This is a genomic window from Halomonas sp. HK25, from assembly GCF_047795635.1.
Classification (GTDB): domain Bacteria; phylum Pseudomonadota; class Gammaproteobacteria; order Pseudomonadales; family Halomonadaceae; genus Halomonas.
This window is the reverse complement of sequence record NZ_CP181044.1, coordinates 724,727-738,817: the sequence shown is the minus strand read 5'-3', so window position 1 is coordinate 738,817 and position 14,091 is coordinate 724,727. Positions and strand designations below refer to the sequence as shown.

Below are 14,091 nucleotides of genomic sequence, written 5' to 3'. Positions count from 1 at the left end.
GAGCTGGAAGCTGGAAGCTGGAAGCTGGAAGCTGGAAGCTGGAAGCTGGAAGCTGGAAGCTGGAAGGCAGAGTGATTCCACCAACCTTGTGATCAAGTTTTTTCTTCCAGCTTCCAGGAGCGAAGCTCCACTCTTACAGCTTATGGCTCCCCGAAGGGGATATTCATGACCCAGATCGATTTCTACGTCCTCCCCGACACCACCCTGGAGGCGCGCCTCGACTTCGCCTGCCGGCTGGCCGAGACCATCCAGCGCAAGGGCTATCGGCTGCACCTGCACGCCGAGGACGAGGCCATGGCCAGAACCCTCGACGAGCGGCTCTGGACCTTTCGCCCCGACGCCTATGTGCCCCACGCCCTGCTGGGCGAGGAAGGCGCCGCGGCCGAACTCGACGCCCGGATTCCGGTGACCATCGGCTGGGCGTCGCCGCCCTCCCCCGACCTGGCCGTGCAGGCGCTGCTCAACCTCTCCCCGGGCATCCCCGAGTGGTTCTCGCGCTTCGAGCGGGTCGCCGAGATCATCAACCAGCACCAGGAGGTGCTGGTGGCCAAGCGCGAGTGCTGGCAGACCTACAAGAAGCGCGGCTACCCGGTCAAGGCGCATCAGCTGCGCGGGCAGTCAGGCTGACGTCGGGCGTCTCGCCGCGCTATAATCTAGGCCATTTTTTGGAAGCACTGCACTCTGGCATGAACCTCTGTTGAGGTTGAGGCTGCACCACCATGTGGGAGCTGGGCTTTGCCCGGCGAATGGAGGCCGAAGGACTCCCTGGCGGCAGACGCCAACACAAACAACACCGCCCAGGCGCCTGCGGCGCCATTCGCCCGGCGGAGCCTGGCTCCCACAAGGCAGCGTCACGCCATGCAAGGCCCCATTTCTCGTCGCCCTCTCCTGCCGTCCGGCCAACTGGCCGGCGGTGCTCATTTCTGGACCCGGAACGCCCATGGACAAGACCTACCAACCCGAGCAGATCGAATCCCGCTGGTACGAGCGCTGGGAGGCCGATGGCCGCTTCGCCCCCTCAGGCAAAGGCGAGCCCTACTCCATCATGATCCCGCCGCCCAACGTCACCGGCAGTCTGCACATGGGCCACGCCTTCCAGGACACCATCATGGATACCCTGACCCGCTGGCGGCGGATGCAGGGGCGCAACACCCTCTGGCAGGTGGGCACCGACCACGCCGGGATCGCCACTCAGATGCTGGTGGAGCGCAAGGTCGCCGCGGAAGAGGGCAAGACTCGCCACGACCTCGGCCGCGAGGCCTTCATCGACAAGGTGTGGGAGTGGAAGCACGAGTCCGGCGGCCATATCACCCGCCAGCTGCGCCGCATGGGCGCCAGCGTCGACTGGAGCCGCGAGCGCTTCACCATGGACGACGGCTTCTACCAGGCGGTCCAGGAGGTCTTCGTGCGCCTCTTCAAGGAAGACCTGATCTACCGCGGCAAGCGGCTGGTCAACTGGGACCCGACCCTGCACACCGCCATCTCCGATCTCGAGGTGGAGAACCGTGACCAGCAGGGCCAGTTCTGGCACTTCCGCTACCCGCTGGCCGACGGCGTGACCACCGATGACGGCAAGGATTATCTCGTCGTTGCCACCACCCGCCCGGAGACCCTGCTGGGTGACACCGGCGTGGCGGTCAACCCGGAAGACCCCCGCTACGCCTCGCTGGTGGGCAAGGCGATCATCCTGCCGCTGGTCGGGCGTCGCATCCCGGTGGTGGCCGACGAGCATGCCGATATGGAGAAAGGCTCCGGCTGCGTGAAGATCACCCCCGCCCACGACTTCAACGACTACGAGGTCGGCAAGCGCCAGGGCCTGCCGCTGATCAACGTCTTCACCCAGGACGCGGCGATTCTTGCCCAGGCCGAGGCCTTCGATATCCAGGGCCGTCCCCTGCCCGATATCGACCCGAACCTGCCCGAGGCATACGCCGGCCTGGACCGCTTCGAGGCTCGAGCGCGCATCGTCGCCGACATGGAGGCCGCCGGGCTCCTCGAGCAGATCGAGACGGTCAACAACACCCTGCCCTACGGCGACCGCTCCGGTGACGTCATCGAGCCGCTGCTCACCGACCAGTGGTTCGTCGCCGTGGAGAGCCTCGCCAAGCCGGCCATCGAGGCGGTGGAGAAGGGCGATATCCAGTTCGTGCCCAAGAACTACGAGAACATGTACTTCGCCTGGATGCGCGACCTGCAGGACTGGTGCATCTCCCGCCAGCTGTGGTGGGGTCACCGCATCCCCGCCTGGTACGACGCCGACGGCAACGTCTTCGTGGCCCGCAACGAGGTGGAGGCCACCCGCGACTACCTGGTCGAGCTGGCCCACTTCATCGAGCACGAACAGGGCGACTTCGACACCGCCATGCGTCTGCGCGGCTTCAATCAGCTGCTGGGCGGCACCACCGAGCTGACCGCCGATGCCCTCAAGACCATGGAGAAGCTGGGCGTGCCGCGCCTCACCCAGGACGAGGACGTCCTCGACACCTGGTTCAGCTCGGGCCTGTGGACCTTCGGCACCCTGGGCTGGCCGGAGCGCACCGAAGAGCTGCGCACCTTCCATCCCTCCAGCGTGCTGGTCACCGGCTTCGACATCATCTTCTTCTGGGTCGCCCGGATGATCATGCTGACCCTGAAGTTCACCGGCGAAGTGCCCTTCAAGCAGGTCTATGTGCACGGCCTGGTGCGCGACGGCCAGGGCCAGAAGATGTCCAAGTCCAAGGGCAACGTGCTCGACCCCATCGACCTGATCGACGGGATCGGGCTCGATACCCTGGTCGAGAAGCGCGCCGGCAGCCTGATGCAGCCCCAGAAGGCCAGGGCGATCGAGAAGGCCACCCGCAGCGAGTTCCCCGAGGGCATCGAGCCCCACGGCACCGACGCGCTGCGCTTCACCTTCCTCTCCCAGGCCACCACCGGGCGCGATATCAAGTTCGACATGGGCCGCCTGGACGGCTACCGCAACTTCTGCAACAAGCTGTGGAATGCCTCGCGCTATGTGCTGATGAACGCCGAGGGCGAGGACACCGGGCTCGACGAGACCCCCGTCGAATTGTCGCTGGCCGACCGCTGGGTCCTCTCGCGCCTGCAGCAGACCGCCGCCCAGGTGACCAGGGCGATGGAGGAGTTCCGCTTCGACCATGCGTCGCAGGCGCTCTACGAGTTCGTCTGGAACGAGTACTGCGACTGGTACCTGGAGCTATCCAAGCCGGTGCTGTGGGATGAGGCCGCCTTGGACGCGGCCAAGCGCGGCACCCGCCAGACCCTGGTGCGAGTGCTGGAGGCGATCCTGCGCCTGGCCCACCCGATGATGCCCTATATCAGCGAGGAGATCTGGCAGCGCGTGGCGCCCCTGGCCGGCACCCTCGCGAAGGATACGGACGGCTCCATCATGGAGCAGCCCTGGCCGGCGGCCGACGAGGCACTGCTCGACGAGACCGCCACCCGCGACATCGAGTGGCTCAAGGGCGTGATCGTGGCGATCCGCAACATCCGCGCCGAGATGAACATCGCCCCGGGCAAGCCGCTGGAGGTGCTGCTCACCAAGGGCGGCCCGGACGACCCAGCGCGCCTCACGGCCAACCGCCGTTTCCTGGCCAAGCTGGCCAAGCTGGAGAGCGTCACCTGGCTCGAGGATCCCGCCCAGGCGCCGCTGTCGGCCACCCAGCTGGTGGGCGAGATGGAGGTGCTGGTGCCCATGGCCGACCTGATCGACAAGGACGCCGAGCTCGCACGACTGGGCAAGGAGATCGACAAGCAGGAGAAGCTGATCGGCGGCATCGAGAAGAAGCTTGGCAACGAGGGCTTCGTGGCCAAGGCACCGGAGGCCGTGGTGGACAAGGAGCGCGCGAAGTTGGCCGACTTCCAGGCGGCGCGCCGCCTGCTGGTGGAGCAGCGCAACAAGATCGCCGCCCTCTGAGCCACCCGTTCCGCCAGGTCCAGCGGCCCGCCTTCGGCGGGCCGCTTGCGTTGGTGCGCCGCCGGGCGTACCTGGCGCCGGTACCGCCCAGGAAGGTTGCATTCTTGTTAAAGTACACTGTTCTGCTAAAAACCCTTCGCCTAAAATGGGCCTGAACATACACCGACCCGAGACCTCACGATGTCACGGACTCCCCCCGCCCTCGCCATCGGGCGCCTGCTGCGCTGGGGCGGCATCGGTATCATCATGCTGCTGGTGGCGGTCTTCGGCTCAGGGCGTACGCATGGTCATCGACTACAGCCACCCTAGTCCCACGGTGGTCTACCAGGAGGTCAACTTGATCATCGCCCCCTGGTTCCTGCTCACCCCGGTGGGGCCGGCCATGGCCCGCGGCATCACCGCGGGCATGGCCAAGGTACAGGCGCTGCTGCCGGGACGTTAATTCGCCTTGCGCCAGCCGCCCAATACCCGCTGATCGGGGCCGAAGAACACCAGCCGATCATGGTCGATCAGGTAGCGGTAGGCGGTCTCCAGCATGCCGGTGACACGGGCCGCGTCCTCGCCCTGGGGGCAGGCGCGCCGGGTGGTGGCAATCTCCGAAAACTCGATGCGATGGCTCTCGCCCAGGCGCACCCGTCCGTTCATCTCGTTGCAGCCGTCGCTGCCGCTGACCCGGCCGTTCTCATGGATGCGGAACCAGGCCGGCTCGGGCAGCGAGAGCCGTTCATCGGTGCCCACCAGCAGCAGATTCCAGCGCTGCTCCACCACCGGGCCCGAGAGGCTCACCTCGCGCTCCGGCGGCGCATCGGGACGCCCCCCACAGGCCGCCAGCAGCGCGGCGGCGGCCATCACCAAGCCCAGGCGGGCCACAAGCGTCGTCTTCATGTGTCGTCGTTCTTCCTTGTCACGTGGCCGGCCACTCACCAGCTGCCGGTGTTGTCCATGGACGCCCAGGGCTCACGGGCGGGGAGAGGGTCGCCCTTCTGCAGCAGCTCCACCGAGATGTCATCGGGGCTCCTCACGAAGGCCATATGGCCGTCTCGGGGCGGGCGATTGATGGTCACCCCGTTGGCCTGGAGCCTCTCGCAGAGAGCGTAGATATCGTCGACTCGATAGGCCAGGTGGCCGAAATTGCGCCCGCCGCTGTACTCTTCCGGGTCCCAGTTGTACGTCAACTCCAGCTCCGGCGCCTTGAGCTCGGCGGAGCGCCCCTCGTCATCGGGTGCGGCCAGGAAGACCAGGGTGAAGCGCCCCTTGTCGTTCTCCTTGCGGCGCACCTCCTTCAGACCCAGCAGGTCGCAGTAGAAGCGCAGCGAGGCATCGAGGTCGCTGACTCGCACCATGGTGTGCAGGTACTGCATATTCAACTCCTTGTTGAGGGATCAGTGAGTGTACTCGCTGAAGATCTCAGGCGTGCGGTCGTCCCGGTGCCAGCCCAGCACCCGGTAGTCATCGTAACGGCCGGTCTCCATGCCCGGCGAGCCGTGGGGCATGCCCGGTACGGAAAGTCCGGCAACGTCCGGGCGCTCATCCAGCAGACGGTGGATGTCCGCCGCCGGCACGTGGCCCTCGATCACATAGCCGTCGACCATGGCAGTGTGGCAGGAGGCAAGCGCCGGGGTGAGGCCCTGCTCGAGCTTGATGGGGCGCATCTCGCGGGTCTTGTGGCGTTCCACCGCGAAGCCCTCGGCCTCCAGGTGGTCGGCCCAGTCGCCGCAGCAGCCGCAGTTGGGGTCCTGGTACATCTCGACCACGGGTCGCTCTGCCCAGGCGGGGGCGGCCAGGAGCGCCAGCAGGGCGCCAGCGACCAGGGGACGAACGGTCTTCTTCATCGCAGTCACTCCGCGGTGTAGGGTGATGGCACGATTGTCGGCATCAACGACGCCCTTGCCAAGGGCCTGGATCAAGTCTGCTCGCAACGGGGAGCCCCAGCATGAGCCACTACTGTGACCTGGCCCCGGGCCATCCGTTTCACGGACCCTACCACGACCACGAGTACGGTTTCCCGGTGGACGACGACGGCGCCCTCTTCGAGCGCCTGGCGCTGGAGATCAACCAGGCGGGGCTCTCCTGGCTGACGGTGCTGAAGAAGCGTGCCGCCTTCCGGGAGGCCTTCGACGGCTTCGCCATCGACCGGGTGGCCGTCTATGGGGAGCGCGAGCGTACCCGGCTGCTGGCGGACGCCGGCATCATCCGCAACCGCCTCAAGGTCGACGCCGTGATCCACAACGCCCGGGTACTCCAGGCCCTGCGTGCCGAACACGGCAGCCTCGCCACCTGGCTCGACTACCACCACCCGCTGCCCCATGCCGACTGGGTCAGGCTCTTCAAGCGCACCTTCCGCTTCACCGGCCCCGAGATCACCGGAGAGTTCCTGATGAGCACCGGCTACCTACCCGGCGCCCATCGCGACGACTGCCCGGTACAGGCGCGCATCCTCGACGCCGGGCCGCCCTGGGTTCAGGCCTAGCAACGGGGAACTGTCAGCCCACCCATGGCATCATAGCGGGGCACTCTCTGCGAGGACTCCCTCCCGATGGATTCGATTACCCAGGCCGCCCTGGGGGCCGCCGTTGGCGGTGCCGTGCTGGGCCACCGGCTGGGACGCAAGGCGGTGCTGATCGGTGCCGTGCTCGGCACGCTGCCCGATCTCGACGTGGTCATCGACTACGGCGATGCCGTGGCCAACGTAACCGAGCACCGCGGCTTTTCCCACTCGCTGTTCATGCTGGCGGGGCTGGCCACCGCTCTGGCGCTGCTTTCGGCGCGCTTCGCGCCGGCCCGGGACATCTCCCTGGGACGCTGGGGGACCTTCTTCGGCCTCTGCCTGCTCACCCACCCGCTGCTCGATGCCCTGACCACCTACGGCACGCAGCTGTGGTGGCCGCTGGACGTGCCGCCCGCGGCCTACCCCATCGTCTTCATCATCGACCCGCTCTACAGCCTGCCGCTGCTGGTGGGCATCGGCGTGGCGCTGGCCACCGGCAACGGCCGGCGCGGCCCGGCCTGGGGGCTGGCGCTGGCCAGCGTCTACCTGATGTTTGCCTTCGGCGCCAAGCAGCTGGTGGAGCATCGCCTCGAGCCGGTGCTGGCCGAACGGGGACTGCAGGAGGCCCCGCGGCTGGTCCAGCCCACTCCCTTCAACACCCTGCTGTGGCGGGTCACGGTGGTGGACGGCGACGAGCACCACGAACTGCTGGTGGGCGTGCTCGACGGTGACAACTCGCCACTGGTGGAGACCTACCGTCGCGGCGCCGACTTGGAGCCGGCGGCCCTGGCGAGCGAGCGCGGCCGGCGGCTGGACTGGTTCGCCGGCCCCTTCCTGCGCTACGAGACGCGCACGCTCGACGGGCGTGAGACCCTGGTGGCCACCGACTTGCGACTGGGCTTCCCGGGCTTCCACCCCTTCGCCTTCACCCTGGCCACCCGCGACGGAGACGACTGGACTCCGGTGGCGTCCTCCGAGCAACTCGAGCCCCCCTCCCGGAGCAATCGCGAAGCGCTGTCGCGGCTGGCGGGGCGCATCCTGGCCCCGGAACCGGCACTGTGCACCAGCGCATTCGTCGGCGCCGGCTGGGTGCTCGATACCTTCGAAGGCTGCTGAAAAGGGTAGACACGACGCAGCGGGGCGGCCCTGAGGCCGCCCCGCTTCGTCAAACTGTCCAGCTACCGCATTGGGAATCGCCGACTTACAGGCGTTACACCAGGCCGTCGATGGCCTGACGGGCTTCCTTCAGCGCCGCGTCCCGCTTGCCCATGTTGAGGCCCTCGGCGAAGACGGTGTCCACCTCGCCGATGCCGATCATGCCCAGCATCAGCTTGAGGTGCGGCGTCTGGGTATCCTTCTCGGTGCCGGCATACTGGCCGCCACGGGCCGCCAGGATCACGGCACGCTTGCCCTCCACCAGGCCCTGGGGGCCGTTCTCGGTGTAGCGGAAGGTCACGCCGGCACGCATCACGCGGTCGAACCAGGCCTTGAGCTGGCTGGGGATGCCGAAGTTGTACATCGGCACCGCCAGAACCACCACGTCGTGGTCCTGCAGCTCAGCGATCAGTTCATCGGAGCGGGCGGCCAGCTCGCGCTGCTCGGCGCTGCGCTCCTCGGCGCCGACTTGCCAGCTGCCCAGTTCGGCCAGACCAAGGTGGGGCAGCTCGTTGGCCACCAGGTCGCGATGGGTCACCTCGACACCGTCGCGGCTCTCGGCCTGGGCGATGAAGTGCTCGGCCAGGGCCTTGGACTGGCCGTTTTCGCCGAGGATGGAAGAGGTAAGAACGAGGGTGCGAGTGGTCATGGCGACCTCCTAGAAGCGAGACATCAGGATGATGGACACCATGATAGATTGATTTTTTGACATAAAAAGCGCAAAAAACCGCACCCCGTGTTCGATAAAAACGAAAGTCGCCTCTTACGGAGCGATGCCCTGGCCGCAGCCTCGATACTGCTCCCCGTCGACGCTCAGGGTGACCCGCGCCGGGAAGGGCTCGCCGCTCATGTCGTCCAGGCAGGCACCGGCCTCGATGCGCAGTTCGAAGGGCGTGTCGCCGCGGCCGCTGGCCAGGATCACCCGCCCCGCAGCGTTGTCCAGGGTGGTCACCCGGTAGGGCAGCGTCTGCTCCCGGGTTCCGTAGTCGAGGCTCAGGGTCACCTCGGGACGGTCGTGGGCGAGGCTCGCCATCCAGCCCGGTTCGTTGCCGCGCCCCAGGAACATTACCCCGGGGCGCTGCTGCCGGGTCAGCGCCTGGCGCTGCATGTAGGCCCGGCACTCCAGCCGGCCCCGGGACGTCTCCACTATGGCCTCGGAGCCCTTGTTCCAGAAGCTGACTTCGTCCTGCTCGTAGCGGGCCCCGCTGGCCACCACCGCGGGCTGAAGCCGCCAGGCGCCGTGAGCCGACCAGAGCCGCAGCTCACCCTCCGAGGCGGCCGTGACCAGTGCCTGGTCGGGGGTACAGCGCCAGGCGGTAAAGGCCTCGGCGCCGCCGGGAAAGAGCGCCGAGGGCAGCAGCGGCGCCTGGGTGCCCGGGGTGATGGGCGCAGGCTGGGAGGGGGTGGCGCAGCCACCCAGCAGCAGGGCCGCCCCGAGGACGGCGGGGGCGAGAAGGCGGGACATGGCATCTCCTTGCGAGGGTCACGGTTCCTTGTTTCGCCGATCATAACAGCCGCCGGGATCGGCCGCTGCCTGCCGGGGCTCAACGCTTGACCCATGCTTTATCGCCGCCCTTCCCTGCCTCGTCGAGCTAGCCGAAGCGACGGCGCAGTTGGCTGACCGCCTCCATCATGTTGGCCAGGGCCGGCTCCACTTCTTCCCAACGGCGGGTCTTTAGGCCGCAGTCCGGGTTGACCCACAGCCGCTCTGCCGGGATGCGCTCGGCGGCCTTCTCCATCAGTGCCACCATCCAGTCGACCTCGGGCACATTGGGCGAGTGGATGTCGTAGACTCCCGGCCCGATCTCGTTGGGGTAGGCGAAGTCCTGGAAGACGTCGAGCAGCTCCATGTCCGAGCGCGAGGTCTCGATGGTGATGACGTCGGCGTCCAGGGCGGCAATCGACTCGATGATGTCGTTGAACTCCGAGTAGCACATATGGGTGTGGATCTGGGTCTCGTCGCGCGCCCCGGCCGCGGTCAGACGGAAGCCATCCACCGCCCACGCCAGGTAGCCCGGCCACTCGCTCCTGCGCAGCGGCAGTCCCTCGCGCAGCGCCGGCTCGTCGATCTGGATGGCACGGATGCCGGCCGCCTCCAGGTCGAGCACCTCATCGCGCAGCGCCAGGGCGATCTGCCGGCAGGTGGTCTCGCGGGGCTGGTCGTCGCGCACGAAGGCCCACTGCAGCATGGTGACGGGGCCGGTGAGCATCCCCTTCATCGGCCTGTCGGTGAGCGACTGGGCGTACTGGCTCCAGCGCACCGTCATCGGGCCCGGGCGGCTGACGTCCCCAACGATCACCGGCGGCTTGACGCAGCGCGAGCCGTAGCTCTGCACCCAGCCGAAGCGGGTGAAGGCGTAGCCATCGAGCTGCTCGCCGAAGTACTCCACCATGTCGTTGCGCTCCGGCTCCCCGTGCACGGGCATGTCGAGGCCCAGGGCCTCCTGACGCGTCACGGCATAGGCGATCTCCTCCTCCATGCGCGCCTCGTAGGCCTCACGGGAGAGCTCGCCGGCCTTGAAGGCGCGACGCGCGGCGCGAATCTCGTCGGTCTGCGGGAAGGAGCCGATGGTGGTGGTAGGAAAGAGTGGCAGGTCCAAGGCCCGGCGCTGGGCCAGGGCGCGCAGCGGGTAGGCACTCGCGCGCTCGTGGTCCCGCGGCTCGACGCCCGTCAGCCGGTCGGCCACCTCGGGACGGTGGATGCGCGGCGAGTCACGCCTGGCCTGCAGGGCCAGGGTGGCGGCCTCCAGGCGCTGGCGGTCGGCCTCGGTGGTGCGGCCGTCGAGCAGGCGTGCCAGGGTCACCGTCTCGTCGAGCTTCTGGCGGGCGAAGGCCAGCCAGTTCTTGAGCTCCGGGTCGAGCTCGGTCTCGCGCTCGAGATCCACCGGCACGTGCAGCAGCGAGCAGGAGGACGCGACCCACAGCCGCTTGCCGAGCCGGATGCGCGCTTGGGCCAGGCGCTCACGAAGCAGCGCCAGGTCGGCGCGCCAGATGTTGCGGCCGTCGATGGCGCCCACCGAGAGCACCTTGTAGGCCGGCAGGCGGTCGAGCACCGCCGCGAGCTGCTCGGGGGCGCGCACGGCATCGATATGCAGCCCCGCCACCGGCAGACCCACGGCGAGGCCCAGATTATCGCCAAGGCCGCCGAAGTAGCTGGCCAGCAACAACTTCACCGGGGCCCGGCCGAGCACGCTGTAGGCGGCCTCATAGGCCTGCTGCCACTCACGGGGCAGGTCCTGCACCAGGGCCGGCTCCTCGAGCTGCACCCACTCCACGCCCTGCTCGGCGAGGCGCGCAAGAATCTCACCGTAGACCGGCAGCAGGGCCTCGAGCAGGCTCAGGCGGTCGAGCTCCTCGTCGCGGGCCTTGCCCAGCCACAGCCAGGTCAGGGGGCCGAGCAGGGTCACTTTAACCGCATGGCCCAGCGCCTGGGCCTCGGCCACCTGATCGAAGAGCCGCGAGCTGGCCAGCCGGAAGGCCTGGTCGGCATGGAGCTCCGGCACCAGGTAGTGGTAGTTGGTATCAAAGTACTTGGTCATCTCGCAGGCCGCGGTGGGCTCGCCGCTGGGCGCCCGGCCGCGGGCCATGCGGAAGGTGGTATCCAGGTCCACCTCGGCGGCGGCCAGCTCGGCCTCGGCAGCGAAGCGCGCCGGCACTGCCCCCAGGGTCACCGAGAGGTCCAGCACCTGGTCATAGAAGGCGAAGTCGCCCACCGTTACCAGGTCCAGCCCCGCCTCGCGCTGGTCGGCCCAGTGGCGGGCGCGAAGCTCGCGCCCGGCGGCCTCCAGCGCCTCCCGCGACAGCGCCCCCTGCCAGTACGCCTCCACCGCGCGCTTGAGTTCGCGATCGGCGCCGATGCGCGGATAGCCGATAACATGAGAAATACTCATTTAAAAGCCCTTCATGGATGAATAATCCAGCAAAGTCTGGCTGGCCACGAAGAGTGAATCAAACTAAACTTCCTAATCTTAAAAATGAAAATGGCTCACTCAGCATGCTCGAACTGCGACACCTCCGCACCCTGGTCGCACTGCGCGACGCCGGCTCCCTCGTCGAGGCGGCCGAGCGGGTCCACCTGACACAGTCCGCCCTCTCCCACCAGATCAAGGATCTGGAGGAGCGGCTCGACAACCCGCTGTTCGTGCGCAAGACCCGGCCAGTGGAGTTCACCCGTGCCGGTCAGCGGATGCTGACCCTGGCCGAGCAGGTACTGCCATTGGTGCGCATGGCCGAGCGCGACCTGGCACGGCTGGCCGGCAACGAACAGGGCCGGCTGCATATGGCCATCGAGTGCCACAGCTGCTTCCAGTGGCTGATGCCCACCGTCGACCACTTCCGCGACCACTGGCCGGAGGTGGAGATCGACATCCCCGGTGGCCACCACTTCGACCCGCTGCCGGCCCTGGCCAGGGAGCAGCTCGACCTGGTGATCACCGCCGACCCCCAGCCGCTGGCTGGAATCCACTACGAGCCGCTGTTCCGCTACGAGGGGCTGCTGGCGGTGGCCCGCCAGCATCGCCTGGCCGGCAAAGCATTCGTCACGCCCGAGGAGCTGGCCGAGGAGGCCCTGATCACCTACCCGGTGGAGCACTCGCGACTGGATGTCTTCACCCAGTTCCTGGACCCGGCCGGGGTGCGTCCGAAGGAGCTGCGCACCGCCGAGCTGACCATCATGATGATGCAGTTGGTGGCCAGCGGCCGCGGGGTCTGCTCGCTGCCCAACTGGGCCCTGACCGAGTACCTGGAGCGCGACTACGTGAAGGCAGTGGCGCTGGGAGAAAAGGGGGTGTGGAGTACGCTGTTCGCGGCAATCCGCGAGGAGACCCGCCAGGCGCCCTGGATGGAGGATTTCCTGCGCACCGCCCGGGAGACCTCCTTCGCGGTGCTGGAAGGGATCAAGCCAGCGTAGGCCTCTCTCCCGGGTCCTGGCCAGGGCGTTGGGGCAGTAGCAGGGTAAAGCGTGCACCGCCAAGCGCGGGGCTGTCGTCCACCCCCACGCTGCCACCGTGCCAGGCCATCACCTTCTGCACGATGGAGAGCCCCAGCCCATAGCCACCCGAGCTGCGCGTGCGGCTGTCGTCGAGCCGGGCGAAGGGCTTGAAGATCACCTGCCGCTCGCCGGCCGGCACCCCGGGGCCATCGTCTTCCACGTCGATCCGCACCAGCCGGGGCTCGGCCTCCACGCGGATCACCACCCGGCTGCGGGCGTGGCGGCAGGCATTGGCCACCAGATTCTGCACCGCCCGCTGCAGGTAGCGGGGTTCGGCCAGCGCCTCTACCTCGGCCCCCTCGGCGAGTGCGATGGCCAGGTGCCCGTGCAGCGGTGCCAGCGCCGCGATCACCCGCTCCGCCATGGCCCGGCAGTCCACCAGGCTGGCCTGCATTTCGCGGCCGTTGACCGCGTCGCTCCCCAGACGGGCATAGGTGAGGATCTCGTCGACCAGGCCGTCCAGTTCCTCGATATCACCGTCGATGCCCTGCAGCTGGCGCCGGACCGCCGGATCATCGGTCATGTCCTCGACCATCTGCACCGCGAAGCGGATGCGCGCCACCGGCGTGCGCAGCTCGTGGGAGACCGCGCGGATCATGTCCTGCTGGGCACGCAGCAGCGCCTGTACCTGGGCCGCCATGCCGTTGAAGGCCATCCCCAGACGACCGAGGAAGTCGCCGCTCTCCACCTTGACCCGGGTATCGAGGCGGCCGGCGGCGATGCGCGTAGCCGCCAGCTCCAGCCTTGCCATGCGCGCCTCGACGCCGCGCACGATCAGGTAGATGGTCGCCCCGAGCACCGCCAACAGGATGAGCACCACCAGCAGCTGCAGCGAACCCGGCACCGGCTCGAAGGCCTCCACTGGCCCGATGGTCAACCAGCTAGCCTCGCCGCCGCCGGGCAGCGCCAGGTACATGGCCATGGCCCAGCGCCCGGGGAAGAGCCGGATCACAACCTCGCCGTCGGCCAGGCGTCCGAGCTGATAGGGATCCAACCCCGCCGGCGGGGCATCACCGAGGTTGACCGAGATGCTGCCCGAGGCCACCTGCGACAGCCGGGCTCGGCGATCGGCGGGGGGGCTTTCGGTGAGCCACTCGGCGAGCAGCTCGGTGAGTCCGCGCAGCTGCTGTTCGCTGAGGCTGGCGAGATCCACCTGCAACAGGCGCTCGCCGCCGGGTAGCAGCTTCTGCAGGCGCCAACCTCGTCCATCGCGCTCCTGCACCAGGACCTTCCCGCGCTCCAGACGCAGGCGGGTGAAGTAGCCAAGGGAAGCAGACTGGACGGGCAGCACTGAGGGGGTCAGATCGAGACGGCGGGCCTGGGCCTCGAGCCAGGCGGCGTGGCCATCGGTGGGCAGCGCCTCCAGTCGCTGGGCGAGCAGGCGCATGGGCACTTCGGCGAGCTGCTCGCGGTGGTGCTCGCGGCGCACCTGATCGACCATCGCCACGCCCACCAGGGCGAGGCCGAAGGTCAGCAGCAGGGCGAGCGCCAGCAGCACATAGACGCGCAGGAAGGTGCTGTCGCCCAGGACCCGCCGCATGG

14 protein-coding genes are annotated in these 14,091 nt (G+C 68.1%); 7 read left to right on the top strand and 7 right to left on the bottom strand.

All coding sequences use genetic code 11. From position 1 onward, the window contains the following. The first annotated feature begins 165 nt into the window (after positions 1-165). The 4 genes from ACM26W_RS03550 to ACM26W_RS03535 all read left to right on the top strand — a co-directional run bounded on the left by ACM26W_RS03550 (position 166) and on the right by ACM26W_RS03535 (position 4,358). Positions 166-627 (top strand): DNA polymerase III subunit chi, encoded by a 462-nt coding sequence (locus ACM26W_RS03550; RefSeq protein ID WP_416139494.1) that lies wholly within the window; start codon positions 166-168, stop codon positions 625-627. A 313-nt stretch (positions 628-940) separates the two neighbouring features. Further along, on the top strand, positions 941-3,916 hold the full coding sequence (locus tag ACM26W_RS03545) for a valine--tRNA ligase (RefSeq protein WP_416139493.1): 2,976 nt from the start codon (positions 941-943) through the stop codon (positions 3,914-3,916). Positions 3,917-4,096: 180 nt separating this feature from the next. Then, entirely contained in the window at positions 4,097-4,225 is a 129-nt protein-coding gene (locus ACM26W_RS03540) for a hypothetical protein (protein ID WP_416139492.1), read from the top strand. After that, complete coding sequence (locus tag ACM26W_RS03535) at positions 4,200-4,358, top strand: hypothetical protein (protein ID WP_416139491.1); 159 nt, start codon at positions 4,200-4,202, stop codon at positions 4,356-4,358. Before ACM26W_RS03540 ends, ACM26W_RS03535 begins: the two co-directional genes overlap by 26 nt. Here ACM26W_RS03535 and ACM26W_RS03530 read toward each other — a convergent pair. Genes ACM26W_RS03530 through ACM26W_RS03520 form a run of 3 tightly spaced genes read right to left on the bottom strand, consistent with a single transcriptional unit; the run spans position 4,355 to position 5,748 of the window. Continuing rightward, a complete protein-coding gene (locus tag ACM26W_RS03530) occupies positions 4,355-4,801 on the bottom strand; it encodes an META domain-containing protein (protein ID WP_416139490.1) in 447 nt (148 codons plus the stop codon). The genes ACM26W_RS03535 and ACM26W_RS03530 overlap by 4 nt on opposite strands. Positions 4,802-4,836: 35 nt before the next feature. Next, positions 4,837-5,277 carry a VOC family protein gene (locus ACM26W_RS03525; protein WP_416139489.1) on the bottom strand — a complete coding sequence of 147 codons (441 nt, stop codon included), beginning with the start codon at positions 5,275-5,277 and terminating at the stop codon, positions 4,837-4,839. A 21-nt stretch (positions 5,278-5,298) separates the two neighbouring features. Beyond that, on the bottom strand, positions 5,299-5,748 hold the full coding sequence (locus tag ACM26W_RS03520) for a DUF411 domain-containing protein (RefSeq protein ID WP_416139488.1): 450 nt from the start codon (positions 5,746-5,748) through the stop codon (positions 5,299-5,301). Between the two features lie 101 nt (positions 5,749-5,849). Between ACM26W_RS03520 and ACM26W_RS03515 the strand changes: the two genes are divergently transcribed. After that, positions 5,850-6,386, top strand: a complete 537-nt coding sequence (locus ACM26W_RS03515) for a DNA-3-methyladenine glycosylase I (protein WP_416139487.1) — start codon at positions 5,850-5,852, stop codon at positions 6,384-6,386. Between the two features lie 66 nt (positions 6,387-6,452). Further along, entirely contained in the window at positions 6,453-7,520 is a 1,068-nt protein-coding gene (locus tag ACM26W_RS03510) for a metal-dependent hydrolase (RefSeq protein WP_416139486.1), read from the top strand. Between the two features lie 94 nt (positions 7,521-7,614). Here the strand turns inward: ACM26W_RS03510 and ACM26W_RS03505 are convergent, their stop codons facing one another. The 3 genes from ACM26W_RS03505 to metE all read right to left on the bottom strand — a co-directional run bounded on the left by ACM26W_RS03505 (position 7,615) and on the right by metE (position 11,449). After that, entirely contained in the window at positions 7,615-8,208 is a 594-nt protein-coding gene (locus ACM26W_RS03505; protein ID WP_416139485.1) for an FMN-dependent NADH-azoreductase, read from the bottom strand. A gap of 114 nt (positions 8,209-8,322) precedes the next feature. Next, entirely contained in the window at positions 8,323-9,024 is a 702-nt protein-coding gene (locus ACM26W_RS03500; RefSeq protein ID WP_416139484.1) for an MliC family protein, read from the bottom strand. A 127-nt stretch (positions 9,025-9,151) separates the two neighbouring features. After that, a complete protein-coding gene (metE, locus tag ACM26W_RS03495) occupies positions 9,152-11,449 on the bottom strand; it encodes a 5-methyltetrahydropteroyltriglutamate--homocysteine S-methyltransferase (protein WP_416139483.1) in 2,298 nt (765 codons plus the stop codon). Between the two features lie 104 nt (positions 11,450-11,553). On the opposite strand from metE, the gene ACM26W_RS03490 reads away from it, so the two are divergent. Then, the gene (locus ACM26W_RS03490; RefSeq protein WP_416139482.1) at positions 11,554-12,468 is read left to right on the top strand and encodes a LysR family transcriptional regulator; all 915 of its coding nucleotides are present in this window, start codon (positions 11,554-11,556) and stop codon (positions 12,466-12,468) included. Here the strand turns inward: ACM26W_RS03490 and ACM26W_RS03485 are convergent. Next, entirely contained in the window at positions 12,455-14,089 is a 1,635-nt protein-coding gene (locus ACM26W_RS03485) for an ATP-binding protein (RefSeq protein ID WP_416139481.1), read from the bottom strand. The genes ACM26W_RS03490 and ACM26W_RS03485 overlap by 14 nt on opposite strands. Between the last annotated feature and the right edge of the window lie 2 nt (positions 14,090-14,091).

What these genes read in the sequence shown, in the direction of transcription:
- ACM26W_RS03550 (WP_416139494.1), top strand. Translation starts at nt 166, where the DNA reads ATGACCCAGATCGATTTCTACGTCCTCCCCGACACCACCCTGGAGGCG.
- ACM26W_RS03545 (WP_416139493.1), top strand. Translation starts at nt 941, where the DNA reads ATGGACAAGACCTACCAACCCGAGCAGATCGAATCCCGCTGGTACGAG.
- ACM26W_RS03540 (WP_416139492.1), top strand. Translation starts at nt 4,097, where the DNA reads ATGTCACGGACTCCCCCCGCCCTCGCCATCGGGCGCCTGCTGCGCTGG.
- ACM26W_RS03535 (WP_416139491.1), top strand. Translation starts at nt 4,200, where the DNA reads ATGGTCATCGACTACAGCCACCCTAGTCCCACGGTGGTCTACCAGGAG.
- ACM26W_RS03530 (WP_416139490.1), bottom strand. Translation starts at nt 4,801, where the DNA reads ATGAAGACGACGCTTGTGGCCCGCCTGGGCTTGGTGATGGCCGCCGCC.
- ACM26W_RS03525 (WP_416139489.1), bottom strand. Translation starts at nt 5,277, where the DNA reads ATGCAGTACCTGCACACCATGGTGCGAGTCAGCGACCTCGATGCCTCG.
- ACM26W_RS03520 (WP_416139488.1), bottom strand. Translation starts at nt 5,748, where the DNA reads ATGAAGAAGACCGTTCGTCCCCTGGTCGCTGGCGCCCTGCTGGCGCTC.
- ACM26W_RS03515 (WP_416139487.1), top strand. Translation starts at nt 5,850, where the DNA reads ATGAGCCACTACTGTGACCTGGCCCCGGGCCATCCGTTTCACGGACCC.
- ACM26W_RS03510 (WP_416139486.1), top strand. Translation starts at nt 6,453, where the DNA reads ATGGATTCGATTACCCAGGCCGCCCTGGGGGCCGCCGTTGGCGGTGCC.
- ACM26W_RS03505 (WP_416139485.1), bottom strand. Translation starts at nt 8,208, where the DNA reads ATGACCACTCGCACCCTCGTTCTTACCTCTTCCATCCTCGGCGAAAAC.
- ACM26W_RS03500 (WP_416139484.1), bottom strand. Translation starts at nt 9,024, where the DNA reads ATGTCCCGCCTTCTCGCCCCCGCCGTCCTCGGGGCGGCCCTGCTGCTG.
- metE (WP_416139483.1), bottom strand. Translation starts at nt 11,449, where the DNA reads ATGAGTATTTCTCATGTTATCGGCTATCCGCGCATCGGCGCCGATCGC.
- ACM26W_RS03490 (WP_416139482.1), top strand. Translation starts at nt 11,554, where the DNA reads ATGCTCGAACTGCGACACCTCCGCACCCTGGTCGCACTGCGCGACGCC.
- ACM26W_RS03485 (WP_416139481.1), bottom strand. Translation starts at nt 14,089, where the DNA reads ATGCGGCGGGTCCTGGGCGACAGCACCTTCCTGCGCGTCTATGTGCTG.